The sequence below is a fragment of the Amycolatopsis sp. NPDC049159 genome, assembly GCF_040648295.1.
GTDB lineage: Bacteria > Actinomycetota > Actinomycetes > Mycobacteriales > Pseudonocardiaceae > Amycolatopsis > Amycolatopsis pretoriensis_A.
The window spans coordinates 69,838-93,145 of the sequence record NZ_JBEZDL010000011.1 but is presented as its reverse complement, the minus strand read 5'-3'; the positions used below and the strand labels follow the sequence as shown (position 1 = coordinate 93,145).

At 73.0% G+C, this 23,308-nt stretch carries 22 protein-coding genes; 9 read left to right on the top strand and 13 right to left on the bottom strand.

The window, feature by feature from the left end; all coding sequences use genetic code 11:
- Window positions 1-487: 487 nt before the first annotated feature.
- On the top strand, window positions 488-3,280 hold the full coding sequence (locus AB0B33_RS21315) for a BTAD domain-containing putative transcriptional regulator (protein WP_360774338.1): 2,793 nt from the start codon (window positions 488-490) through the stop codon (window positions 3,278-3,280).
- Between the two features lie 77 nt (window positions 3,281-3,357).
- Here the strand turns inward: AB0B33_RS21315 and AB0B33_RS21310 are convergent, their stop codons facing one another.
- The 3 genes from AB0B33_RS21310 to cofC are packed head-to-tail and all read right to left on the bottom strand — an operon-like array spanning window position 3,358 to window position 7,350.
- Window positions 3,358-4,311, bottom strand: a complete 954-nt coding sequence (locus AB0B33_RS21310; protein ID WP_247013404.1) for an NUDIX hydrolase — start codon at window positions 4,309-4,311, stop codon at window positions 3,358-3,360.
- Window positions 4,308-6,674 carry an RNA degradosome polyphosphate kinase gene (locus tag AB0B33_RS21305; protein WP_247013402.1) on the bottom strand — a complete coding sequence of 789 codons (2,367 nt, stop codon included), beginning with the start codon at window positions 6,672-6,674 and terminating at the stop codon, window positions 4,308-4,310. Before AB0B33_RS21305 ends, AB0B33_RS21310 begins: the two co-directional genes overlap by 4 nt.
- Window positions 6,675-6,729: 55 nt before the next feature.
- Window positions 6,730-7,350 (bottom strand): 2-phospho-L-lactate guanylyltransferase, encoded by a 621-nt coding sequence (gene cofC, locus AB0B33_RS21300; RefSeq protein WP_360774334.1) that lies wholly within the window; start codon window positions 7,348-7,350, stop codon window positions 6,730-6,732.
- Between the two features lie 498 nt (window positions 7,351-7,848).
- Between cofC and AB0B33_RS21295 the strand changes: the two genes are divergently transcribed.
- The 3 genes from AB0B33_RS21295 (at window position 7,849) to AB0B33_RS21285 (ending at window position 10,227) form a co-directional block, all read left to right on the top strand.
- Window positions 7,849-8,553, top strand: coding sequence for a lysophospholipid acyltransferase family protein (locus AB0B33_RS21295; protein ID WP_360774332.1), 705 nt, complete (start codon window positions 7,849-7,851; stop codon window positions 8,551-8,553).
- Window positions 8,553-9,569: an NAD(P)H-dependent glycerol-3-phosphate dehydrogenase gene (locus AB0B33_RS21290; protein ID WP_247013394.1), complete on the top strand. Its 1,017-nt coding sequence runs from the start codon at window positions 8,553-8,555 to the stop codon at window positions 9,567-9,569. Before AB0B33_RS21295 ends, AB0B33_RS21290 begins: the two co-directional genes overlap by 1 nt.
- Before the next feature lie 178 nt (window positions 9,570-9,747).
- Complete coding sequence (locus AB0B33_RS21285) at window positions 9,748-10,227, top strand: cysteine dioxygenase family protein (RefSeq protein WP_360774329.1); 480 nt, start codon at window positions 9,748-9,750, stop codon at window positions 10,225-10,227.
- Window positions 10,228-10,232: 5 nt separating this feature from the next.
- Here AB0B33_RS21285 and AB0B33_RS21280 read toward each other — a convergent pair whose 3' ends face one another.
- From AB0B33_RS21280 to AB0B33_RS21255, 6 genes are all read right to left on the bottom strand, one after another.
- A complete protein-coding gene (locus AB0B33_RS21280; RefSeq protein WP_360774326.1) occupies window positions 10,233-11,207 on the bottom strand; it encodes an asparaginase in 975 nt (324 codons plus the stop codon).
- A 13-nt stretch (window positions 11,208-11,220) separates the two neighbouring features.
- Window positions 11,221-12,042, bottom strand: coding sequence for a class I SAM-dependent methyltransferase (locus tag AB0B33_RS21275; protein ID WP_360774323.1), 822 nt, complete (start codon window positions 12,040-12,042; stop codon window positions 11,221-11,223).
- Window positions 12,039-12,419 carry a VOC family protein gene (locus tag AB0B33_RS21270; RefSeq protein WP_247013386.1) on the bottom strand — a complete coding sequence of 127 codons (381 nt, stop codon included), beginning with the start codon at window positions 12,417-12,419 and terminating at the stop codon, window positions 12,039-12,041. Before AB0B33_RS21270 ends, AB0B33_RS21275 begins: the two co-directional genes overlap by 4 nt.
- Window positions 12,420-12,482: 63 nt before the next feature.
- The gene (locus AB0B33_RS21265) at window positions 12,483-13,223 is read right to left on the bottom strand and encodes an FAD:protein FMN transferase (protein ID WP_360774319.1); all 741 of its coding nucleotides are present in this window, start codon (window positions 13,221-13,223) and stop codon (window positions 12,483-12,485) included.
- The gene (locus AB0B33_RS21260) at window positions 13,220-13,663 is read right to left on the bottom strand and encodes an FMN-binding protein (RefSeq protein ID WP_360774316.1); all 444 of its coding nucleotides are present in this window, start codon (window positions 13,661-13,663) and stop codon (window positions 13,220-13,222) included. The genes AB0B33_RS21265 and AB0B33_RS21260 overlap by 4 nt, the downstream gene beginning before the upstream one ends.
- A gap of 12 nt (window positions 13,664-13,675) precedes the next feature.
- Window positions 13,676-15,022, bottom strand: coding sequence for a ferredoxin reductase family protein (locus AB0B33_RS21255; protein ID WP_360774824.1), 1,347 nt, complete (start codon window positions 15,020-15,022; stop codon window positions 13,676-13,678).
- 147 nt (window positions 15,023-15,169) lie between these two features.
- Here AB0B33_RS21255 and AB0B33_RS21250 point away from each other — a divergent pair, with 147 nt between their 5' ends.
- Entirely contained in the window at window positions 15,170-15,880 is a 711-nt protein-coding gene (locus AB0B33_RS21250; protein ID WP_360774313.1) for a response regulator transcription factor, read from the top strand.
- On the top strand, window positions 15,877-17,304 hold the full coding sequence (locus AB0B33_RS21245; protein ID WP_360774310.1) for a HAMP domain-containing sensor histidine kinase: 1,428 nt from the start codon (window positions 15,877-15,879) through the stop codon (window positions 17,302-17,304). The genes AB0B33_RS21250 and AB0B33_RS21245 overlap by 4 nt, the downstream gene beginning before the upstream one ends.
- Window positions 17,305-17,332: 28 nt before the next feature.
- Here the strand turns inward: AB0B33_RS21245 and AB0B33_RS21240 are convergent, their stop codons facing one another.
- Window positions 17,333-17,926 (bottom strand): dihydrofolate reductase family protein, encoded by a 594-nt coding sequence (locus AB0B33_RS21240; protein WP_360774307.1) that lies wholly within the window; start codon window positions 17,924-17,926, stop codon window positions 17,333-17,335.
- Window positions 17,927-17,997: 71 nt separating this feature from the next.
- A complete protein-coding gene (locus AB0B33_RS21235; protein WP_360774304.1) occupies window positions 17,998-18,639 on the bottom strand; it encodes a pyridoxamine 5'-phosphate oxidase family protein in 642 nt (213 codons plus the stop codon).
- A gap of 80 nt (window positions 18,640-18,719) precedes the next feature.
- On the opposite strand from AB0B33_RS21235, the gene AB0B33_RS21230 reads away from it, so the two are divergent.
- Window positions 18,720-20,090: a PLP-dependent aminotransferase family protein gene (locus AB0B33_RS21230; protein ID WP_360774301.1), complete on the top strand. Its 1,371-nt coding sequence runs from the start codon at window positions 18,720-18,722 to the stop codon at window positions 20,088-20,090.
- A 202-nt stretch (window positions 20,091-20,292) separates the two neighbouring features.
- Window positions 20,293-21,387: a D-alanine--D-alanine ligase family protein gene (locus tag AB0B33_RS21225; RefSeq protein ID WP_247013369.1), complete on the top strand. Its 1,095-nt coding sequence runs from the start codon at window positions 20,293-20,295 to the stop codon at window positions 21,385-21,387.
- Here the strand turns inward: AB0B33_RS21225 and AB0B33_RS21220 are convergent.
- Both AB0B33_RS21220 and AB0B33_RS21215 read right to left on the bottom strand, forming a co-directional pair.
- Window positions 21,384-21,920: a DUF3515 domain-containing protein gene (locus tag AB0B33_RS21220; RefSeq protein WP_360774298.1), complete on the bottom strand. Its 537-nt coding sequence runs from the start codon at window positions 21,918-21,920 to the stop codon at window positions 21,384-21,386. The two genes, AB0B33_RS21225 and AB0B33_RS21220, sit on opposite strands and share 4 nt — an antisense overlap.
- Window positions 21,921-21,988: 68 nt before the next feature.
- Complete coding sequence (locus AB0B33_RS21215; protein WP_247013365.1) at window positions 21,989-22,222, bottom strand: Lrp/AsnC ligand binding domain-containing protein; 234 nt, start codon at window positions 22,220-22,222, stop codon at window positions 21,989-21,991.
- Window positions 22,223-22,347: 125 nt separating this feature from the next.
- On the opposite strand from AB0B33_RS21215, the gene AB0B33_RS21210 reads away from it, so the two are divergent.
- On the top strand, window positions 22,348-23,304 hold the full coding sequence (locus AB0B33_RS21210; RefSeq protein ID WP_360774295.1) for a thiamine-phosphate kinase: 957 nt from the start codon (window positions 22,348-22,350) through the stop codon (window positions 23,302-23,304).
- Window positions 23,305-23,308 lie beyond the last annotated feature (4 nt).

The window sequence follows — 23,308 nt, the reverse complement described above, 5'->3', positions numbered from 1 at the left end:
GCGGAGTCCCGGACCGGCCGGTTGGTGCCACGCGGCGGGTTCCGGCTGCTCTCGCCCGGGCCGGTGCGGCGGAAGCGATCCGCGCCCGCGGAGTTCCGGACTAAGGCCGGGCCGGGTAGGCCTGGTCGCAGGTCACACAGTTTGGCTGGTTTCGCTGAACAGGTACGGCGGAAGCGATCCCCACCCGCGAAGCCCGGACCGGGTGGGTCGGTCGGCGCCCACGCCGCGGGTCGGCTGCTCGCACCGGCCCGCGGCGAAAGCGATCCCCGAGCCCCCAAAGCGAACCGAAAGCCCGGCTGGCGAACCGCCTGCTCACGAAAGTCACTCACCGCCAACTCCGCTATCCCGAACGGAACCCGCACGCCACCCGCTCGGCGCAACCCCCGCCCCGGGACCGGTTCCGCCCAATTTCGCAAAGTTGCTTGAGCGCCCGGCCGAGTGATGCCACGCTGCGTTCCTCGGGGCCCGCGTGCGGGTCCGGCGGCGCGTGACGGCTCACCTGGGGGCGACCACCATCGACATCCGGCTGCTCGGCCCGTTCCAGGTGCTCGTCGGCGGTTCCCCGGTCGTGCTGACGAGCTCCCGCCAGCGCGCGCTGCTCGCGACCCTCGCCCTCGCCGCGGGCCGGCTGGTGTCGATCGATGCGCTCGCGCGCGGGGTTTGGGGCGAGACGCCGCCCGCGCACATCCGGGGGAGCCTGCAGACCTACGTCATGCGCCTGCGCCGGCTTTGCGGTGAAGACACCGTCGTCACCGAGCCGGACGGGTACCGGCTGGTCGTCGACCCGTCCCGGGTGGACGCGCTGCGCTTCCTGCGCGCCCTCGACCAGGCCGCCGCCACCACCGAACCCGCGCAGCGGCGGGCGCTGCTCACCGCCGCGCTCGCCACCTGGGGCGGGGCTCCCCTCGAGGGCGTCGGGTCGCCCGCGCTCGCCGCGGAATGGGGGCCGTTGCTCACCGAACGGCACCTCTTCGCCGTCGAACAGCGCATCGACCTCGACACCGGGCTCGTGCCCGACGCGCGGCTCGTCGCCGAGCTCACCGACCTCGTCGCCCAGCACCCGCTGCGGGAGTCGTTGTGGGAACGGCTGGTCCGCGCCCTCGCGCGGTCCGGGCGCCGGGCCGAAGCACTCGCGCGCTACGCCGGGCTGCGGGCCCTGCTGGCCGACGAACTCGGCGTCGAACCGGGCGAAGACCTGCGGCGGCTGCACGCCGAACTGCTCGCCGCCGACGCCGGACCCGCCGGGCACACCGTTCCGCGGCAGCTGCCCTTCGACGTCGCCGGCTTCACCGGCCGCGGTCCCGAAATCGCCGAGCTCGACCGGCTCCCGCCCGGCGGCGCGTCCGGCATCGTCGTCATCGAAGGCACCGCCGGCGTCGGGAAGACGTCGCTGGCCGTGCACTGGTCGCACCGCGTCCGCGACCGGTTCCCCGGCGGCCAGCTGTTCCTCGACCTGCGCGGCCACTCCGCGGCCACCCCCGTGACACCGGAAGCCGCGCTCGCCGGCTTCCTCCGCGCGCTCGGCGTCCCGCCCGAGTCCGTGCCTTCCACAGTGGAGGAACGCTCGGCCCTGCTGCGCAGCCGGCTCGACGGCAGCCGCACGCTCATGCTGCTCGACAACGCCCGCGACGCCGACCAGGTCCGCCCGCTGCTGCCCGGTTCCGGCAACCTCGTCGTCGTGACCAGCCGAAACCAGTTGCGTGGCCTCGTCGCGCGCGACGGCGCCCGCCGCATCGCGTTGCGGTCCTTCGACGACGGCGACGCCGCCGCGCTGCTCGCCGGCAGCGTCGGCCCGCGGCGCCTGGCCGCCGAACCCGGGGCCGTCGCCGAACTCCTCCAGCTCTGCGGGCGCCTGCCGCTCGCGCTGGCGCTGGCCGGAGAACGCGCTTCCCGCTTCCCCGGCGTTTCGCTCGCCGGCATCGTCGAAGAACTCCGCGACCAGCGGCTGCGCCTGGACACCCTGCGCGACCCGCAGGACGCCGGCACCGACCTGCGCGCCGCGTTCTCCTGGTCCTACAAGGCCCTCCGCCCGGCCGCCGCGCGGTTCTTCCGGCTGCTCGGCCTGCACCCCGGCCACGGGTTCAGCCTGTCCTCGGCCGCCGCGCTCGCGGGCGCAGACCTGCGCGAAGCCCGCGAACTCGCCGACCAGCTCGCCGCCGCGCACCTGCTCAACCAGCCCGGCACCGACCGCTACCAGTTCCACGACCTCCTGCGCGTCTACGCCGGCGAACTCGTCGAAACCGAGACGACGGCGGAAGACCGCGCGGCCGCGTTGCGCCGGCTCCTCGACTGGTACCTCGTCACGGTCGCGGAGGCCAACAAGCTGGTTCGCCCCGACCTGCTCACCGAGGACATCACCCTCGGCCCACCGCCGCTGCCCGCCGTCCGCTTCACCCAGCACGAGCAGACGATCGCCTGGTACGCCACGGAACGCCAGGCCCTCACCGCACTGGTCGGCATCGCCGCCGGCCGCGGCTGGACCGCGCACGCCTGGAAACTCGCGTGGCTGCTGCGCGGCTTCTTCGCCGAACGCCACGACCGCGACGACTGGATCACCACCGCGCGCGCGGCCGTCGCCGTGACCCGCGAGGCCGGCGACAACACCGGCCTCCAGTACAGCGCCAACAACCTCGGCTCGGCCTACCTGCGCACGCTGCAGCCCGACAAAGCACTGGAAGCGCTCGAGGAAGCCCGCGCCGCCACGGAGTCGGGCGGCGGGACCGCGCTGGCCGTGGCGATCCTGTCGAACCTCGCCGGCGCCTACTACGTCCGCGCGGAGTACGCCGAAGCCGAGCGCTACGCCCTCCAGGCCGTCCACCTCGCGCGCGACCACGGGCAGCGCACGTTCGTCCCGCACGCGCTGCTCAACGTCAGCGCCAGCCGCATCGGCCTGCACGACTACGACCACGCGGCCGAAGCCGCCGAGGCCGCACACGAAGCCTTCGCCGAACTGGGGGACCGCTACCACGCGGCGCTGGCGCTGGGGAACGTCGCCGAGGCGCTCGCCGGAGCGGGACGGCACGACGAAGCGGAGAAGGCGGGTCTCGACGCGTTGGCCGAGCTCAAGGAGCTGAACGCCGACTACGGGACCATCGACGTCCAGATCACCTTGGGCCGTCTCAAGCAGCGCACCGGCCGCGACCGCGAAGCGAGCGGCCATTGGGCCGAGGCGCTGACCGTCAGCCAGCGCCTCGGCGACCCCCGGGTCACGGAGATCCAAGCCCTGCTGGCGACAGTGCCGACAGAAGGGCCCTCGCCCGGGGATGCGCCGTACCCCTAGCCCGGCGCAGCCCAGCGGGACCCGGGACCAGTACACCAAGATCTACTGTCAGGACGCTGTCTCGTGGCGGGGAGTACTCAGGAGCGGGTGGGCGCGGGGGCCGGGAGGGCGCTCGGGTAGTAGTCCGCCGCCAGCAGCAGCGGGCCTTCCTCGGCCGTCGGCGGGCGGAACGACAGGACCCAGAACGAGCCCTTCTTGCTGGGCACGACCCCGCCGCGCGCGGCGGAAAGCTCGACGCCGTCGCGGTCGGCCAGTGCGCTCACCAGGTCCGGGATCACGCCGCCCTGGCTGGACACCACCGGTGTCCCGCCGTCGCCGGCCACGGCCAGCAGCCGCGCCACGCCGAGGACCGGGTCCGGCCAGTAGCCCTCTTCCGAGAACAGCGGTTCGTGGCGGACTTCGGTGCCGAGGTCGTCCGCGATGCCGTGCACCGTCTGCACGCACCGCAGCCGCGGCGCCGACAGCACCCGGTCCGGCCCGAACAGCGCGACCACGCGCCGCACCGCGGCCGCCTGCCGCAGGCCCGCTTCCGAGAGCGGCCGCAGGTCGTCGTCGCCGGTCCACTCATCGCGCTTGCCCGCCTTCGCGTGCCGCACCAGCAGCACCTTCGACAGGCCCACGGGCAGCTCGCAGAACGCCCGCAGCACGCGCACGTCGCCCGGCCGCGTCAGCAGCTTCTCCGCCGCCGTCGGCGCCAGCCAGCGCAGTTCGTCGACCTCGTCGTTTTCGGCGAACTCGCCGGAAACCGCTTCCGCGGCGAAGTAGTCGACCGTCTTCGGCACCGTTCCGGAGCCGCCGCGCGACGGCACCGCGTACGTCGTCTGCGCCACGTAGCGGCCCAGGACCGCGGCGAACCCGGTCTCCTCACGCACTTCGCGGACGGCGGCTTCGGCGCTCGTCTCGCCCGCGTCGAGCTTCCCCTTCGGCATCGACCAGTCGTCGTACCGCGGGCGGTGGACCAGGGCGACCTCGGTCACCCCGCCGGCGACGCGCCACAGCACCGCGCCGGCCGCCCGTACCTCGTGGGTCATCCGGCGGCCCCGTGCAGCTTCGCCAGCTCCAGCTGGTGGTCGCGCACCCGCGAGCCGTCGGCCGGGAACGGTGCCCACTCGCCGCTTTCGGTCAGCACCCAGCAGCGCGTCGCCGGGTCGAGCGCCGAGTCGAAGATGTCGTCGAGCTGCCGGGTCAGCTTCGGGTCCTTCACCCGCACCAGCGCTTCGATCCGCCGGTCCAGGTTCCGGTGCATCATGTCGGCGCTGCCGATCCAGTGCGTGCCGCCCGCGCGGAAGTGGAAGACCCGCGAGTGCTCCAGGAACCGGCCCAGGATCGACCGGACGTGGATGTTCTCCGACAGCCCTTCGACACCCGGCTTCAGCGTGCAGATGCCGCGCACCACGATCTCGACCGGCACCCCGGCCTGCGACGCGTGGTAGAGCGCGTCGATGACCTGCTCGTCGACCAGCGAGTTGCACTTGATCCGGATCCCGGCCTGCTGCCCGGCCCGCGCCAGCTCGATCTCCTCGCCGATCGCGCGGACGATGCCACGCCGGATGCCGTGCGGCGACGTGAGGATCGTCCGGTAGGTGTCCTGGCGGGAGTAGCCGGTGAGCACGTTGAACAGGTCGGTGACGTCCGCGCCGATGCTCGGGTCGGCGGTGAACAGGCCGATGTCCTCGTAGAGCCGCGCGGTCTTCGGGTTGTAGTTGCCGGTGCCGATGTGGCAGTAGCGGCGGATGGTCGAGCCCTCCTGGCGCACGATCATCGACACCTTGCAGTGCGTCTTCAGCCCGACCAGGCCGTAGACGACGTGCACGCCCGCGCGTTCCAGCGTCCGCGCCCAGGTGATGTTGGCCTGCTCGTCGAACCGCGCCTTGATCTCGACCAGCGCGACGACCTGCTTGCCCGCCTCCGCGGCGTCGATCAGCGCGTCGACGATGGGGGAGTCGCCCGAGGTCCGGTACAGCGTCTGCTTGATCGCGAGGACCTTCGAGTCGGCCGCCGCCTGCTCGATGAACCGCTGGACGCTGGTGGAGAACGAGTCGTACGGGTGGTGCACCAGCACATCGCCCTCGCGCAGCGTGGCGAAAACGCTCTTCGGCGTCTCGCGCTCGCCGAACGCCGGGTGCGTCGCCGGGACGAACGGCCGGTCCTTGAGTTCCTTGCGGTCCACCCCGGACAGCTGGTGCAGGCAGGTCAGGTCCAGCAGGCCGGGCACCTCGACGACGTCGGCCGGGTCGACGTCCAGCTCGCGCAGCAGCAGCTCGAGCATGTGCTCGCTCATGTCCTGCGCGACCTCGAGGCGCACCGGCGGGCCGAACCGGCGCTGCGCCAGCTCGCGCTCGAGGGCCTGCAGGAGGTCCTCGTCGCGGTCCTCGTCGACCTCGAAGTCGGCGTTGCGGGTGACGCGGAAGACGTGGTGCTCGGTGACGTCCATGCCGGTGAACAGCTCGCCGAGGTGCGCGGCGATCAGCTCTTCGAGCGGCAGGAAGGTCGCGGTGCGGCTGGCGCGGTCGGTCTCGACGCGCATCAGCCGCGGCACGTTGCTCGGCACCTTCACCCTGGCGAACCGCTCGGTGCCGCCCTCCGGGTCGCGGACCGTCACCGCGAGGTTGAGCGAGAGGCCCGAGATGTACGGGAACGGGTGCGCGGGGTCGACGGCCAGCGGCGTCAGCACCGGGAAGATCTGCTCGGAGAAGTAGCTCGACAGCCGCAGCTGGTCGGCGCCGGACAGGTCGGCCCAGCCGACGATGTGGATGTCGTGCTCGGCCAGCTGCGGGCGCAGGTGCTTCTCGAACGCGCCGGTCTGGCGCTCGACCAGGTCCTGGTTGCGCTTGGCGATGTAGCCCAGCTGCTCGCGCGGGGTGAGCCCGTCCGCGCTGCGCACCAGCAGGCCGGTCTCGTCGCGGCGCTTCAGGCCGGCGACGCGGACCATGTAGAACTCGTCCAGATTGGACGCGAAGATGGCGAGGAACTTCGTCCGCTCCAGCAGCGGCTGCGACTCGTCCTCGGCCAGCGCGAGCACGCGCGCGTTGAAGTCCTGCCACGACAGCTCGCGGTTGAAGTACCGGTCGTCCGGCAGCGTCTCGACGGCGGCGGGCGCGGTGGTGACCGCGGGCGGCGCCGACGGCACCGCGCGGAACTCCTCGGCGTTGCGCCCGTTGCCGTGCGCGGAGCTGCGGCGGCGGGTGGTCGCCGGGGTGGCCTTGCGCGCTCGGGGCTTCCCGGCGGTGGCCCGGGCGGCGGTGTCGCGTGCGGTGGCTTTCGACGGGACCTTCTTGGCTGTGCTCGCCCGGCCGGTGGTGCTCTTCTTCGCGGTCTCCGAAGATCCGCTGGCCGGGTTCCGTCGCCTCCGCGGTGCGGGCGTGCCGCCGTCGTCTGTGCTCACGGACCCCATTCTTCACCAAGCCACGCGGAATTGCGCAGGGCGCGGTGAAGGTCAGGTGAACAGCTCAGCGCGGTACCGCACAGGCTTCCGCCGTGTGTTTTCCGACACCCAGCGCGCGTACGTGGGCGAGATCGTCCGGGGTGTCGACGTCGCTGCGGAGGGTGGCGAGCGCCGCCTGCAGCGCGACGGCTCCGGAGCGGCGGTGCGCTTCGGCCGAGCCCACCCCGAAACGCGGGTCGAGGGGTGCGCCGGGGGCGGAGAGCAGGAGCGTGGTGCCGGTGCCCTGGCGATCGGCCACGAAGGCGCGCCGGTTCGCCGATTCCGCGATCGCCGCCGTCAGGTCGCCTGCCCGCAGGGCCGGGAGGTCGGCTTGGAGGGCGCCGACGACGGCCGCCGGGTCGTCCGCGCGCAGCCGTGCTTCGCCGTGGCGGAAAGCTTCGTTGAGACCTCCTTGCGGTGGTTCGGGGATGATTTCGACGCCGAGCTCGGCGAGTTCGGCGACGGCTCGCGGGTCGGCCGCGACGAGCAGGACGCGCCGCACCTGCCCGGCCGAGACGACGGCGGCGAGCGTGTCGGCGGCCAGCGCGAGTACCAGTGCCGGGTGGTGGTCCGGTTCGACCGCGCCACGCAGCCGCGACTTGCCGTCGCGGGGGTGTTTCATCGGCACGACCAGGTCAACGTCCACGTGTCCATCTTTACCGGAAAGGCCGGGCCCGTGCCGGGCCGCGGGCTGGGTTGTCCACAGGTGAGAGCACTTGTGGACAACCTCGGGGTGGAGGTCGTGAACGGGTCGTTCATGGCGTCGGACGACCGGGCTCCGGCAAAGTCGCCGGACGGGCCGGGCACCCGACCATGTTTCCCGGGACCGGACGTCAGGAAAGACCCTTTCACCGCCTCTGGCGAGGTGAAAGGGTCTTTCCTGACGGTGCGGCCGCCGGGCCGGCCGCACCGATCCGACTTTGCCGGGACCCTGACGTCGGACGAGGTGAACGGGTCGTTCATGCCGTGCGGGGGCGGGGCCGGGCCGGTGTTCGTGGCCGGCGCCGGCCGCGCAACCGGGCCTCCACCAGGGCGCCCGGCCGCCTCCGAACACCTCGGCGGCACCCGAACGCACCCTCCCTGGACTGCCCCGACCCCGGCGCGGCAGGATCAACCCCGGACTTCGTAGGTTGAGGAGGAGATCGTGGCCCGGCGTGAAAAGGGTGGCTTCTGGGTGGGGCTCGCCGCCGTACTGTTCTACCCGGTCACCGGGATCGCGCGGCGGGTCTACGTCGGGGACGAGAAGGTGCCGCGGCAGGGGCCCGCGCTGCTCGTGCTGAACCACATCTCGCACCTCGACCCCGTCGTCGACGCCGTCTTCGTGCACCGGGCGAAGCGGGTGCCGCGGTTCCTCGGCAAGGAAAGCCTGACCCGGACGCCGATCTTCGGGAAGATCTTCGTCGGCTCGGGCCAGATCCCCGTCTCGCGCGGGTCGGCCGCCGCCGGGGACAGCCTCAAGGCCGCGCACGAGGCGCTGCAGGCGGGCAAGATCGTCGTCATCTACCCCGAGGGCACCATCACCAAGGATCCGGCCGGCTGGCCGAAGGAGTCCTTCACCGGCGCCGCGCGGCTCGCGATCCAGAACGACGTTCCCGTGATCCCCATCGCCCGCTGGGGCACCAGCCAGCTCTTCAACGGCTACACCAAGAAGTTCAAGCCGTTCCCGCGCAAGACCATCACCCACCGCGTCGGCGAGCCGCTCGACCTGTCGGCCTACCGCGAAGGCAGCGTCCGCAGCGCGTCGAAGCTGCGTGAGGTCACCAAGGTCATGATGGACGAGGTGACCCGGCTGCTCGGCGAGATCCGCGACGAGGAACCGCCGTCGGAGAAGCCGGGGGAGCCGGCCTGATGCGCGCCGACGTGCAGCGGGTCACCGTGCTCGGGGCCGGGTCGTGGGGCACCGCGTTCGCGAAGGTCCTCGGGGACGCCGGGCGCGACGTCACGCTCTGGGCGCGCCGCGACGAGGTCGCCGAAGACATCCGCGAGCGGCACGCCAACAGCGCGTACCTGCCCGGCGTCGCCCTGCCGGAGAACATCACCGCGACCAGCGACGCGGCGAAGGCGCTCGAAGGCGCCGAAGCCGTCGTGCTCGCCGTGCCCAGCCAGAGCTTGCGCGCCAACCTGACGTCGTGGCGCGGTCTGCTGCCGCCGGAGGCGATCCTCGTCAGCCTCGCCAAGGGCGTCGAGCTCGGCACGCTCAAGCGGATGAGCGAGGTGATCGGCGAGATCGTCGGGATCGACGCCGGCGACGTCGTCGTCGTCACCGGGCCGAACCTGGCCAAGGAGATCGCCGCCGGGCAGCCGTCCGCCTCCGTGCTGGCGTGCGCCGACCACGAGCGCGCCGTCGCGATCCAGCGCGCCTGCGCCAACTCCTACTTCCGGCCCTACACCAACACCGACGTCGTCGGCTGCGAGCTCGGCGGCGCCTGCAAGAACGTCATCGCGCTCAGCACCGGCATGGCCGCCGGCCTCGGGCTCGGCACCAACACGATGGCGACGCTCATCACCCGCGGCCTGGCCGAGATGGCCCGGCTCGGCGCGAAGCTGGGCGCCGACCCGCTGACGTTCGCCGGGCTCGCCGGGGTCGGCGACCTGGTCGCGACCTGCTCGTCGCCGCTTTCGCGCAACCGGACGTTCGGCGAGCGCCTCGGCCGCGGCGAGACGCTCGAACAGGCGCAGGCGGCGGGCGGCGGGCAGGTCGCCGAGGGCGTCATGTCGTGCTCGTCGATCCGGGCGCTCGCGCGGAGCGTCGGGGTCGACATGCCGATCACCGACGCGATGCACCGCGTCTGCCACGAAGGCGTCGACCCGCGGCGGGCGGGCGCGGAGCTGCTCGGGCGGTCGCAAAAGCACGAGTGGTCCTGATCTCCCGGCAGGTGGGACGTCTTGACCGGGCGGGGAGCGGCTGCGACTCTGGTCGCATGTTCGCGCACGAGATGACCGAGCTGCGGGGCCCCACGGGTCGCCGCGCCGTCGTGCGCGCGTGTCGCTGTTGTCGGTGAACCCAGCCCCGGCCCAGCCCGACACTCCCGTGAGGACCCCCATGTTCGCCGTTCCGGACAACACCCTGCTGCGTCCCGAAAACCCCGCGCTGCGCCACCCGGTGCGCGTCGCGCTCGAGGTCGCGGCCGACCGCGACCGCTGGAAGCACCTGCTGCGCTACGACCCCGAGCAGCGCTTCGCGGCGCTCGTCGAGAAGGACGAGCGGCAGGAGATCTGGCTGATGGGCTGGCTGCCCGGCCAGCACACCGACCTGCACGACCACGCGTTCGCCAGCGGCGCGTTCACCGTGGTCAGCGGGCACCTGACGGAGGCCGTGGCGCGCCGTGCCCCGGGCGGCCGCGCGATCACCGAACTGCACTCCCTCGCGGTGGGGCAGTCGCGGGTGTTCGGCCCGGGGTACGTGCACGAGGTGCGCAACGACGGCCCGGACCCGGCGGTGTCGGTCCACGTCTACCGCGACGCCGAGCGCGAGATGCGCTCCTACCACCTCGACCCGCTGGGCGGCCCGGTCCTGGACTGAAGCACTCAGTCCAGGTCGCCGCGCAGGCGAAACCCGCGCTCGATCGCGTCCCGGTCCGCGCCGGCCGCCAGCAGCGTGCGCAGCAGGATCCGGGCCTTGCGCGCGTCCAGCCAGCCCGCCATCGTGGCGCCCATCGCGATCAGGCTCGACTCCGAGCCGTGGAAGCCGTACGTCGAACGCAACGTCGGTCCCGCGCCGGTCCGCGAAGCGACCACCACGGGCAAGGAATCCACCAGCCGCGCGACGACGTCGGCCGTGCCGGCCGAGACGTGGCCCGCGCCGGTCGCCGCCAGCACGATCCCGCGCACGCCCGGCTGCGCGGCCGCGTGCGCGAGGACCTCGCCCGGGTCGTCGAGACCCGTTTCGACCACCGGGACCAGCCCGCCGAAGTCCTCGCCGGTGAGCGCCGGGGGCCGCGGCGGCGAGGGGTGGAAGTAGTGCACCGCGTGCTCCACGACCATCCCCAGCGGCCCCGCGGGCGCCGACGTGAACGCGTCGAGCCGGCTCGAATGCGCTTTCCGCACCCACCGCGCCGCGTGGACGTCGTCGTTCAGCGTCACCAGCGCGCCCCGGCCGCGGCTGCGGGGATCGGCGGCCACGGTCAGCGCGTTGCGCAGGTTCGCCGGGCCGTCCGGGCTGAGCAGGCCCGCGTTGCGCATCGCGCCGGTGACGACCACGGGGATCTCCGACGGCCAGCACAGGTCGAGGAAGTACGCGGTCTCTTCGAGGGTGTCGGTGCCCTGCACGACGACGAACCCGTCGGCGTCCTGCCGCAGGCCCCAGTCGCGGCAGCGCAGCAGCGTCGCGAAGTCCATCGACGCGCTGCCGATCCCCGCGAGGGTTTCGGCGAGGACGTCCACCGGCAGGTCACCGAGCCCGCCGAGCAGCTCGGCGGCGCCCAGCCGGGGAACGGCACCGGCGCCGGCGACCGGGGCCATCGAGATGGTTCCGCCGAGGGTGGCGACCGCGATCAAGGTCATGCGGTCACCCTATTCAGCCGTTCTTGACCGCCTGGAGCGTGTAGCTCGCCGCGAGCCGCGAGGGCGTGTCCTTCAGCCGCCACTCGTCGGCGGCTTCGTCGTGCGTCATCTGGCCGGGGATCGCGTTCCACGGGACGCTGTCGTGCTCCGTGAACGCGGTCAGCGTCAGGCCGTTGTCCAGCAGCGCGGTGATGATCTCGCCCAGCGAGTGGTTCCACGAGTGGCTGACGCTGTGGGTGAGCGGCCGGTCGGTGGCGACGTAGGTCCCGGGCTCGTCGAACACCAGCGGCTCGGCGTGCTCGAAGTACGGGTAGCGCGGCGCCGCCGGGTCGTTCTCGTCCAGCGTCCCCAGCATCGGATGACCCTCCCGGATGAAGAGCCGCCCGCCCGGGCGCAGCAGACCGGCGACCACCGACGCCCAGCGTGCCGCCGACGGCAGCCAGCACAGCGCCCCGATCCCGGTGTAGACCAGGTCGAACTCGCCGGCGCCCAGCACTTCGACGGCGTCGTGGACGTCGGCTTCGTGGAAGTCGATCGCCGCGCCCGCTGCCTCGGCCAGCTTCCGTGCTTCCGCGAGCGCCGCGCCCGAGAAGTCCAAGCCGGTCACGGAAGCGCCGAGCCGTGCGAGCGACACCGTGTCCGTGCCGATGTGGCACTGCAGGTGCACCGTGCGCAGGCCGCCGATGTCGCCGAGGCGCGGCCGGTCGAACCGCACGACGGCGCTCAGGTGCGCGGGATCCGCGGCGAAGCCGGCGAAGTTGTAGTCCGGCGAAGCCGCGTGCAGCTGCGCGCGCTCGTCCCAGTTGGCCTTGTTGACGGCGAACGAGTCCGTCACGACGTCGCCGCGCGCTCGGCCGCGCTGCGCAGGACGCAGAACTCGTTGCCTTCGGGGTCGGCGAGCACCGCCCAGCCGGTGCCGTCGGGCTTGCGGAGGTCGTCGACCAGCGTCGCGCCCAGGCCGAGGATGCGCTCGACCTCGTCGTCGCGGGCGACGTCCGGTTGCAGGCAGACGTGGAGCCGGTTCTTCACCGTCTTCGGCTCGGGGACCCGCAGGAACAGCAGGTCGATGCCGCCCTCGAGCGCGATGCCGCACTCGTCGTCGCCGGGCTGGTCCTCCTCGGGGACCGGCTTCCCGGTGACCTCGCTCCAGAACTGGCAGAGCCGGTACGGATCGGCGCAGTCGACTGACACGTGCAGGACGGACGAAGGCATGGCACTCCTCGGCAGACGGGTGCCGCCGAGTCTGGCTCAGCCGGAGCGCCGGGGCGAACCGATTTACGACGCCAGCGAGAGCCCCGCCGTCCGGTGGACGCGGCGGCTGTCGTCGACGATGAGGATCTCGCAGTCCGGCCGGTCGGCCGCCCACGTGATGCCCTCCTCGCCCATCGCGAACGCCGCCGTGGCCAGCGCGTCCGCGGTGACCAGGTCGGACGCCACGACCGTGACGCTCATCAGTCCCGTCGCGGGTGTTCCCGAGCGGCCGTCGAGGATGTGGGAGCCGCGTTCGTACGCCGCCGACGTCGCGATCGCGCCGTTGCGCGATTCCAGCACCGCGCACACCGCCAGCGGCTGCTCGGGGTGGCGGACGCCGACGCGCCACGGGCGGCCCGGCTCCGGCTCGCCCGCGGTGACGACGTCGCCGCCCGCGTTGAGGCAGAACGTCGTCGCGCCTTCGGCTTTCAGCATGTCGGCGGCGCGCTGCACCGCCCAGCCCTTCACCACCGCGCACGGGTCGAGGCCGCGCCCGGGCAGCCGCGCCCGGAACGCACCGCCGGAAAGCTGCTCGTAGTACGCGCAGAGTTCCAGGACCTCCAGGAGGTCGTCGCTCAGCTCGGCGGCCGCGAGCTCGCCGCGGTCGTACCGGCTGACTTCGCTGTCCGCCTTGAACGGGCTGAACCGGGCGTCGACGTCGTGGAACCAGGCGAAGACGTCGTCGACGGCCTCGGCGAAATCCCCGTCGTCGCGCAGGTCGAGCGAGATCGGCAGGCCCATCACCTGTTCGACGCGGGTGGTCATCTGTTCCCCCGCGCGTCGATCGCGGCCTGCAGCGACGTCTTGTACGACTCGCTCGTCTCGGTCGCCCCGGTGATCGTGTCGATGTGCGCGCTCTGCGCCTGCATCGCCTCGTCCTGCAGCCGCGGCAACGCGGTGAGCGCGCGGCCTTCGTTCGGCGCCTGCAGCAGCGTGATCGCGGTGAGCCGCGCACCGGTGAACGTCACCTGCACCTGCACGGTCCCGTAGGTGCTGGACTCGGCCGAGCCCTGCGTCGTCACCGTCGCGTTCGCACTGTCCGAAGTGGAGGGTGCGGTCGACGGCGCCGCCGAGGGGGCCGGGGCGCTCGTGCTGGGCGGCGCCTGCGCGACGGCGGCGGTGTTGTGCACCGGCCCCGGCTCGAACCGCCAGACCGAGATGAACCCGGCGATCGAGAGCGCGACGACGAAAATGGTCTTCTTCATGGAGAAATCCCCCTAGGCCGCGAGGCTGAAGCGTTCGGCGTGGACCTGGGTCTTCGGCACCTTCAGCTCGCGCAGGCTGCGCAGCACGGCCGCCGTCATCCCCGGCGGGCCGCAGACGAACACGTCCCGGTCGTGCACGTCCGGCACCATCATGTGCAGGTTCGCCGGCCCGAGCATCGCCCCGCGCGGGCCGACCGCCTGGTCCGGTCCGGTGAGGACGCTGATGTCGGCGCCCCGGGCCTTGGCCAGCCCGTTCAGCTCCGGCAGCAGCACCGCGTCGGCCTGGTTGCGGACCCGGTACAGCAGGACGACGTGCCCGTCGATGTCCTCCAGCAGCGCGCGGATCGGCGTGATGCCGACGCCGCCGGCGACGAGCAGCGCGTTGGGCCGCCGCTGGTGGATGGTCGTGAAGGCGCCGTACGGGCCCTCGGCGAACACCCGCGTCCCGACGCGCAGGTTCCGCAGCGACGCACTGGAACCGCCGAGCGCCTTCGCGGTCAGCCGCAGCGTGCGGCCGTCGGGCGCGGCGGACAGCGAGAAGGGGTTGGCCTGCCACCAGCGGTCCTTCGTGAGGAACCGCCACAGGAAGAACTGGCCCGCCCGCGCCGGCATCTTGTCCAGGTGCCTGCCGGTCATGTACACCGAAACGACGTCCGGGGCCTCGGAAACCACCGCGGTGACCCGCAGCTGGTGGCGCACGTTGCGCCACAGCGGGAGCACGACGCGGCCGGCGAGCACCGCGGCGCCCGCGCCCAGCCAGAGCGTCCACCAGTACGCCTTCGCCTGCTCGGAACCGGCGAACGACTGGCCCAGCGCGATCTGGTGGGTGAACGCCAGCAGCACCGCGGCGTAGGTGTAGAGGTGGATGAAGTGCCACGTCTCGTAGGCCAGCCGCTTGCGCGCGAACTTCGCCGAGGCCGCGCCCACGATCAGGATCACGGCGAACGCGACCAGCGCGCGCAGGATGCCTTCGAGGGTGTTCGCCATCTCGACCAGCTCGTCGACGACGCCCTTGTCGGACACCTCCGCGTAGCCGAAGGCGATGAACACCAGGTGCGCGAGCAGGGTCCACAGGATCGTGAAGCCGGTCCAGCGGTGCCAGGTGGTGAGCCGGTCCATCCCGATCCGCCGGTCCAGCCAGGGCAGCCGGGCCACGAGCAGCAGCTGGAAGGCCATCGCCAGCGCGCCGTACATCCCGGCGAGCCGCCCGATGCTGATGAGCACGTTCTGCGACAGGCCGGCCTGCGCGAACAGCGCGGTGACGGCCGCCACGTTGGCGCCCAGGAAGGTGAAGAGGCCGGATTTCGCGGCGATCCGGGGGCGGATCGCCGGGCGCGCGGCCTCGGCGGTCTGCGTCATGGTGGTCACACGGATCCCCTTCGGTTTCGGTTCACGAGGGCCAGCCTCGCCACGCAGCCTGTGGCGAGGCTGGGTGCGGCCTGTCGGATTCCTGTCGGCGCGCGCCACGGCTCGCCCGCTCCGCGCGCGCCGGGAGAAGATGGGGAGGTGCAGACCTCCGAGACCGTGCGCCTGCTCGTCGTCGACGACGAGCCGCACATCGCCGACCTCGTCGCCACCGTCGCCCGGTACGAGGGCTGGCAGGCGGTCACGGCGGGGTCCGGCAAGGCCGCGCTGACCGAGGCGGCGGCGTTCGCCCCGGACATCGTCGTGCTCGACCTGATGCTGCCCGACCTCGACGGCTTCACCGTGCTCGACCGCCTGCGCCAGAACGGCAACGCGGTCCCCGTGGTGTTCCTCACGGCCAAGGACGCGACGGCCGACCGGATCGCCGGGCTCACCCGCGGGGGTGACGACTACCTCGTGAAACCGTTTTCCGTCGAGGAGCTGATGGCGCGGCTGCGGGCGGTGCTGCGGCGCAGCCACGGCGGTGCGCAGTCCGCCGCGCGCGGCGCGGTGCTGCGGGTCGGGGACCTCACGCTGGACGAGGACAGCCGCGAGGTCCGCCGCGGCGAGCGCGCCGCCGAGCTGACCCCGACCGAGTACGAACTGCTGCGCTACCTCATGCGCCGGTCGCCGTCGGTGCTCACCAAGGCGCAGATCCTCGACCATGTCTGGGAGTACGACTTCGGCGGCCGGTCCAATGTGGTCGAACTGGTCATCTCGCACCTGCGGCGCAAGGTCGACGCGGGCGGGGGCGAACCGCTGATCCACACCGTGCGCGGCGTCGGGTACGTCGTGCGCCAGGCCAACCGGTGAAGCGGTTCTTCGCGAAGTGGTACGGGGCCTGGCAGCGCACGCGGCTGGGCACCCGGATCACGCTCGGCCTCGGGGCGCTCGCGCTGGTCGTGTTCGCGGCCGTCGGCGTCACGATGGTCGGGATCATGCACGGCTACCTCGACCGGCGGCTCGACGAGCAGCTGTCGAAGAGCCAGAACACCCAGCTGCCGCTGCTGCGCGAGACGCACGGCTCGCCGCAGTCGGTGTACTCCTGGTATTCGGCGCTGTACAAGGTGCGCGACGGCGTCGCGACCCCCGAGCCCGGCGGCCGGCTGCCGGGCAACGCCAAGCAGCTGGCGAAGATCGCCGCCGAAGCGGTGAACGGCGACGTCACGCGCAACATCTTCCTGTACGACGACGGCCCGTACCGGGTGCGCGCCTGCCCGGTCGACAACGGCTCGGTGCTGCTCTCGGCCGCCCCGCAGAAGGACCTCGACGGCACCGTGCAGCAGCTGATCTGGGTCGAGGTGGCCGCGTTTTCGCTCGCCCTCGGCGTCCTGGTCGTCGTCGGACGGCTGGTGCTGCGCCGCGGCCTGCGCCCGCTGGCCGACATGGCCGGGACCGCGCACGACATCGCGTCCCACGACCTCACGGCGAGCCCGGCCCTGCCGGCGCGCGCGTCGGGCACCGGCGGCGGCGCGGAGGTCGACGAGCTGCGGACGGCGTTCAACGTGATGCTGGCGCACATCGACACGTCGCTGGCGGCGAAGACCGAGGCGAACGAGCGCCTGCGCCGGTTCGTCGCGGACGCGTCGCACGAGCTGCGCACGCCGCTGACGTCGATCCGCGGTTACGCCGACCTCTTCCGCTACGCGGCGGCGAACGAGCCGGCGGAACGGGAGGCGCACCTGGCCAAGATCCGCGAGGAGACCGCGCGGATGACGGTGCTCGTCGACGATCTCCTGCTGCTGGCCCGCCTCGACGCGCGAGCGGCCGAGACGCCGTTGCGGCCCGAACGCGTCGACCTGGCCGAGCTGGCCGGCGACGCGGCGGACGCGTTCGCCGCCGGCCGGCCGGACCACCCGGTTTCGTCTTCGCTCGCACCGGCTTTCGTTTCCGCGGACCCGCTGCGGCTGCGGCAGGTGCTCGACAACCTGCTGGCCAACGCCGCCGTGCACACCCCGCCGGGGACGCCGGTGCACGTCTCGGTGAGCTCTTCTCCCGGCGAGGCCGTCGTGGCGGTCACCGACGCCGGGCCGGGGATCGCGCCGGCCGACCAGGAGCGGATCTTCGACCGCTTCTTCCGCGTGGACGACTCCCGCACCCGCGGCAACGGCGGCACCGGCCTGGGGCTTTCGGTGGTCCAGTCCCTGGTGACGGCGCACGGCGGCACGGTCGCGGTCACCTCTGAGCCGGGCCGGACGGTGTTCACGGTCCGGCTGCCGCTCGCCGGTCGTGAGTGAGGAACCGGGTGGGAACACTGTTTCTCACTCACGACCGCCGGGCGCGCTCGTAGTGGGCGATGAGCACGCCCTTGGTGGTCGTGACGCTGCGGGTGAGCGTGAACTCGGTGAGCGGCGCGGCGGCGTCGAAGAGGTGCGCGCCGGTGCCGAGCGTGAGCGGGTGGATCAGCAGCGTGTAGCGGTCGACCAGGCCGGCCGCGTGCAGGGCGCGCACCAGCGACGTGCTCCCGATGACCGAGAGATCGGCGCCGGGCCCGGCCTTCAGCTCGGCGACGGTCCGCGTGGCGTCCCCGCGCAGCAGGACCGAGTTCCGCCACGCCCCGGCGTCCTCGAGGGTGGTCGAGGCGACGTACTTGGTGGCGGCGTTCAGGTGCGCGGTGAAGGGATTGCCGTCGTCGCGCCCGCTCCACACCCCGGTGAAGTCCGCCCAGGTGCGGTGGCCGAAGAGCAGGTCGCCGGCCCGGTCCATGCCCCGGCCCATCTCTTCGGCCAGCACCGGGTCCTGGTAGCGGGTACCCCAGCCGCCGTGGCGGAAGCCGCCGCGGGTGTCCTCGCCGGGCCTTCCGGGGCCCTGGACGACGCCGTCGAGGGTGACGTTCATGGTGACGCCGAGCGCGCGCATTTCCGTGTCCTTCCGCTGCGGGGGAGCTGCCACCCGCTACACGAACGGCACCCGCGCGGATCGACACCCGCTCAGCGGCCGGCGACGTGCTCCGGCACCGCCCAGCCGGGGGAGAGGTCCTCGGACGGCTCCGGCGCCCCGAACACCGTCCGCACCGGCAGCACCCCGGCCCACGCCGCGTCCGCCTCGACGTCCTCCGGCTCGTCGCCCGGACCCTCCGCGCGCATCTTCACCGACGCCTCGGTGAGGTCGAGCGCGAGCACGCTCACCGCGGCGAACTCCTTCGCGTTGACCTCGCGCGCGTGGTCCCACGAGCCCGGCGCCAGGTGGTCGGTGAGCACCTTCAGGCCGTGCATCTTCGCCTCGGCCTCCTCGACCGGCTTCGCCCGCCCGAGGATGACCGCGCTGCGGTAGTTCATCGAGTGGTTGTTCACCGAGCGCGAGTACACGATCCCGTCCAGGAGCGTCACCGTGACGCACACCTCGAGGTCCCGCGACGCCGTGCGGAGGCTGGCCGCGCCGGTCGATCCGTGCAGGTAGAGCGTTTCGCCGTCGCGGCCGTAGCCGGTCGGGAGGACCAGCGGGACGCCGTCGCGGACGACGCCGAGGTGGCAGATGAGCCCTTCGTCGAGGACCGCGTGCAGCGCCGAACGGTCGGTCACCGCGCGGTGCTTCTTCCGGCCGAGCGTGGTGCGGGGGGTGGGGGAAAGCATGCGATCAGCGTCTCCCGGCGCAGTGGCATCGGAAAACGTCCACTTCTCGTACACTTGGGAAGTCCACTCGAGGAGGTCCCGTGTCCCACGCCGACACCGCGCTCCCGGTCAGCCTCGACCGCGCCGCCGTCACGCCGCTGGCCGTCCAGCTGGCCGACGCGCTGCGCGAAGCCGCCGCTTCCGGTCACCTCCGCGGCGGCGACCGGCTCCCGTCGACGCGGGCGCTGGCCGGACGGCTCGGCGTCAGCCGCACCGTGACGTCGGCGGCGTACGAGCAGCTGCACGCCGAGGGCTGGATCGCCGGGCGGCACGGGTCCGGGACGTACGTGACGACGCCGCCGTCGTTTTCGGCTTCGCAGGTGCCGGCGCCCGCCGTCCCGGCGCCCGAGGCCGTGACGCCTTCGCTGCTCGACCTGAGCCCCGGCACGCCGTGGGCGGAGGGCCTCGACCGCGCGGCCTGGCGCCGCGCCTGGCGGGCCGCGGCCGACCCCGAGCCGCTGAGCCGCGCCCACCGCGCGGGCCTGCCCGAGTACCGCGCGGCGGTGTCGGAACACCTGCTGCGCCACCGCGGTCTCGCCGCGGGCTCGGTGCTCGCGACCGGCGGCACGACGGCGGCGGTGGTCGAGCTGGCCGCGGCGGTGCTGGAACGCGGGGACGTCGTCGCCGTCGAAGAACCCGGCTACCAGCGCGCGGTGCAGGCGTTCCGCCGCGCGGGCATGCGGGTCGTGGGAGTGCCGGTGGACGAGGAGGGCCTGCGCCCGGACGCGATCCCGCCGGGCGCGCGGGCGGTGTACTGCTCGCCGGCGCACCAGTACCCGATGGGCAGCCGGCTGAGCGCGGCGCGGCGGGTGTCGCTGGTGGAGCTGGCCAGGTCGGCCGGGATGCTGGTCATCGAGGACGACTACGACGGCGAACTGCGCTTCGACGTCGCCCCGCTGCCGATGCTGGCGGCGCTGGCCCCGGACGTCGTGGTGCACCTGGGAACGACGTCGAAGATCCTCACGCCGACGCTGGGCGCCGGGTGGATGGTGGCGCCGGAGGCGATCACGTCGGCGGTGCTGGCGTACCGGGACCTGACCGGAACGCGGCCGTCGCCGGCGGGACAGCGGGTGCTGTACGAGTTCGCCCGCAACGGTGATCTGGGGCGGCACCTGCGGAAGCTGCGCCGGGAGATGGCCGAGCGGCGGACGTTGCTGGCGGGCGCGCTGGCGGCGGCGGACATCCCGGTCCGCGGCGACGACGCGGGCGCGCACCTGGTGGTGCCGTTCTCCTCGGCCGCGGTGGAAGCCGGCGTGATCGCTTCGGCCGAGCGGCGCGGGATCCGGCTGGACGGGCTGGCGCGGCACTTCGCGGGCACGCCGTCCGCGCACGGCGTGGCGATCGGGTACGCGGGGTGTTCGCGGGACGCGCTGGCGGCCGCGCTGCCGACGCTGGTGTCCTTGCTGCGCTGAGGCTCGTGCCGGCACCGACTGGTGGCCGGCGCGCAGCCGCGAGCCGGAGCCGCGAGCCGGAGCCGCGAGCCGGCGGGCCCAGCGGTGCCTCGACGTACCGGACGTGCCGCGCCCCTCGCCGGTTGCGTTCGCCGCTCACCGGCCGCCGCCCGTCGCACGGGGCTGGGCTGTTCCGCGAGGTCACCGGGTACGGTGGCTCACCATGAGCGAGAAGATCCGGGTGGCCGTCGTGTTCGGTGGGCGCAGCAGTGAGCACACCATTTCCTGCCTGTCCGCGGGCAGTGTGCTGGGCCACCTGGACCCCGCGCGGTTCGAGGCCGTGCCGGTCGGGATCACCCGCGAAGGCCGGTGGGTGCTCGGCACCGGCGACTCCGCGCAGCTCGCCATCCGCGGCCGGGAACTCCCCTCCGTCGACGACGGCAAGGGCCTCGTCCTCGCCGGTGACCCCTCCAGCCAGGGGCTCGTCGCCGTCGAGGCCGGGCGGGAAAGCGAGCTCCTTTCCCAAGTGGACGTCGTCTTCCCGGTGCTGCACGGCGCCTTCGGCGAGGACGGCACCATCCAGGGCCTCCTCGAACTCGCCGGCATCCCGTACGTCGGGCCCGGCGTGCTCGCCAGCGCCGCCGCCATGGACAAGGAGACGGCGAAGAAACTCCTTGCCGCCGAAGGGCTTCCGGTCGGGACCTACACCGCGCTCCGCCGTGACCAGTCCACTTTGGACGAGCAGGCCAAGAGCAGGCTCGGCCTGCCCGTCTTCGTCAAGCCGTCGCGCGCCGGGTCGTCGGTCGGGATCAGCCGGGTGACCGCGTGGGACGACCTCGACGCCGCCATCGAGCTGGCCCGCGCCACCGATCCCAAGGTGCTCGTGGAGGCCGCCGTCGTCGGCCGCGAGGTCGAGTGCGGCGTGCTGGAATTCCCGGACGGCCGCGTCGAGGCGTCGCTGCCCGCCGAGATCCGCGTGCTGTCCGAAGACGAAAACGCTTGGTACGACTTCGAAACCAAGTACCTCGGGGACGACGCCGAGCTGGACATCCCGGCCAAGCTCGACGACGCCCTCACCGAAAAGCTCCGCGCCATGGCCGTGGAAGCCTTCAAGGCGCTCGACTGCCAGGGCCTGGCCCGCGTCGACTTCTTCGTCGGCGAAGACGGCGAGCTGACCATCAACGAGGTCAACACCATGCCCGGCTTCACGACGAAGTCCGCCTACCCGAAGATGTGGGAGGTCACCGGCGTGGACTACCCGACGCTGCTGAGCACCCTCGTCGACACCGCGATCGCCCGCGGGACGGGGCTGCGCTAGGAGAACCGCAGCGGCTGCGGCGCGAGCTTCGCGGCCACCGTGTCCGAGATCTGCTGCAACGGCCCGGTGCCGGCGCTGTCCGGCACCGTGAGCGCCGCGTAGACCTCGCGGTCCACGAGGTACCACGTCGACGCGCCTTCGCCCGGCACCTGCAGCCACTGCACCTTGTTCACCAGCCGCAGCGCCGCCGTCGGGGTCAGCTCCGGGGGCCGGTTCAGGCCGCAGCGCAGCACCAGCGGGTCGTCCGTGCCCCACGCGACCGTCGCCGGCGGGGCCGGGTCGGCCAAGGCGCGCACCTTCAGAGAAGCTCCATTGGACGTCAGTTCCGTCGGCACCGCGCCCAGCAGCGTCGTGCAGCCGGGTGAACCCGCGAAGGGCGCCGGCACCGGGACCAAGGGCAGCGGTCCCGCGGTGTCCGAGGAGGAGCGCTGGGTCAGCGCGAAGACGGCGACGGCGACGGCCAGGGCCACGGCGAGCGCGGTCGCGGTGACGAGCACCACGCGGGGTGGCGCTCCGGTGTCGGAATCAGGCACCCGACCACTACACCACCGAAGTCTTTTCGGGGGGTCTGGGGGGTCGTCCCCCCCAGGGGCCGCACTGCTCAGAGGTGCACGACCGGGCAGGTCAGCGTCCGCGTGATGCCTTCCACGTTCTGCACCTTCGCGACCACGAGCTGGCCCAGCTGGTCGACACTGTCGGCGGTCGCCCGGACGATGACGTCGTACGGTCCGGTGACATCCTCCGAGCTGGTCACGCCCGGGATGCTCGAGATCTCGGCCGCCACCGCGGCCGCCTTGCCGACCTCGGTCTGGATGAGGATGTATGCGTGGACCACGGCGCGCCCTTTCGTCGGGATCGGTCAGCTCAGGTAGGAACGTATCGCCAGCTCATCGAAAAACATAGGGCATCCGACTATCGGTGATCGACTCTTTGTCCCGGTAGAGAAAGCAGAGGTGACCGGTGTCACCGAACGACGGAACGGTCGCCGAGACCGGGGAGTTCGCGCTCATCCGCGCCGTCACCGAAGGACGGCGCCAGCCGCCGGGCACGCTGCTCGGCCCGGGCGACGACGCCGCCGTCGTCGCCGCGCCCGACGGCCGCGTGGTCGCCAGCACCGACGTGCTCGTGCAGGGCGTGCACTTCCGGCTCGACTGGTCGCCGCCCGAGCACGTCGGGCGCAAGGCCGTCGCGGTCAACCTGGCCGACATCGCCGCCATGGGCGCCACGCCGACCACCGTCCTGGTCGGGATCGCCTGCCCGCCCGACACCCCGCGCGAGGTCGTCACCGGCCTCGCCGACGGCATGTGGGCCGAGGCCGAACGCGCCGGCGTCGGCGTTTCCGGCGGCGACATGGTGCGCGCCGACCAGCTCGTGATCAGCGTCACCGCGCTCGGCGACCTGGGCGACCGCGAACCGGTGACGCGCTCGGGCGCCCGGCCCGGCGACCTCCTCGCGGTCTGCGGGCGGCTCGGCTGGGCCGCCGCCGGGCTGGCCGTGCTCGGGCGCGGGTTCCGCTCCCCGGTCGGCGTCGTCAACGCCCAGCGCTGCCCGGAACCGCCGTACGAGGCCGGTCCGCGCGCGGCGCTCGCCGGGGCCACCGCGATGATCGACGTCTCCGACGGCCTCCTCGCCGACCTGGCCCACATCGGCGAGGCCTCCGGCGTCGGCATCGACGTCCGCACCGCCGACCTCGACGTCCCCGCGCGGCTCACCGAAGTCGGCGCCGCGCTGGGCGCGGACCCCCTGGACTGGGTGCTGACCGGCGGGGAGGACCACGCCCTCGTGGCCACGTTCCCGCCCTTCGCCGAGCTGCCCGAGGGCTGGCGCACGATCGGCGTCGTGACGATGGCGGACTCCGGGATCACCGTGGACGGGAAACCGTTTTCGCGAGAAGGCGGGTGGACGCACTGGCGCTGATCTA

Bases quoted from the DNA above. Each gene is read 5' to 3' on its own strand.
- AB0B33_RS21240 (WP_360774307.1), bottom strand. From the start codon at position 17,926: ATGCGCGCGCTCGGCGTCACCATGAACGTCACCCTCGACGGCGTCGTC.
- AB0B33_RS21260 (WP_360774316.1), bottom strand. From the start codon at position 13,663: ATGAAGAAGACCATTTTCGTCGTCGCGCTCTCGATCGCCGGGTTCATC.
- AB0B33_RS21270 (WP_247013386.1), bottom strand. From the start codon at position 12,419: ATGCCTTCGTCCGTCCTGCACGTGTCAGTCGACTGCGCCGATCCGTAC.
- AB0B33_RS21265 (WP_360774319.1), bottom strand. From the start codon at position 13,223: ATGACCACCCGCGTCGAACAGGTGATGGGCCTGCCGATCTCGCTCGAC.
- AB0B33_RS21305 (WP_247013402.1), bottom strand. From the start codon at position 6,674: ATGGGGTCCGTGAGCACAGACGACGGCGGCACGCCCGCACCGCGGAGG.
- AB0B33_RS21225 (WP_247013369.1), top strand. From the start codon at position 20,293: ATGAGCGAGAAGATCCGGGTGGCCGTCGTGTTCGGTGGGCGCAGCAGT.
- AB0B33_RS21310 (WP_247013404.1), bottom strand. From the start codon at position 4,311: ATGACCCACGAGGTACGGGCGGCCGGCGCGGTGCTGTGGCGCGTCGCC.
- AB0B33_RS21255 (WP_360774824.1), bottom strand. From the start codon at position 15,022: ATGACGCAGACCGCCGAGGCCGCGCGCCCGGCGATCCGCCCCCGGATC.
- AB0B33_RS21290 (WP_247013394.1), top strand. From the start codon at position 8,553: ATGCGCGCCGACGTGCAGCGGGTCACCGTGCTCGGGGCCGGGTCGTGG.
- AB0B33_RS21285 (WP_360774329.1), top strand. From the start codon at position 9,748: ATGTTCGCCGTTCCGGACAACACCCTGCTGCGTCCCGAAAACCCCGCG.
- AB0B33_RS21280 (WP_360774326.1), bottom strand. From the start codon at position 11,207: ATGACCTTGATCGCGGTCGCCACCCTCGGCGGAACCATCTCGATGGCC.
- AB0B33_RS21235 (WP_360774304.1), bottom strand. From the start codon at position 18,639: ATGCTTTCCCCCACCCCCCGCACCACGCTCGGCCGGAAGAAGCACCGC.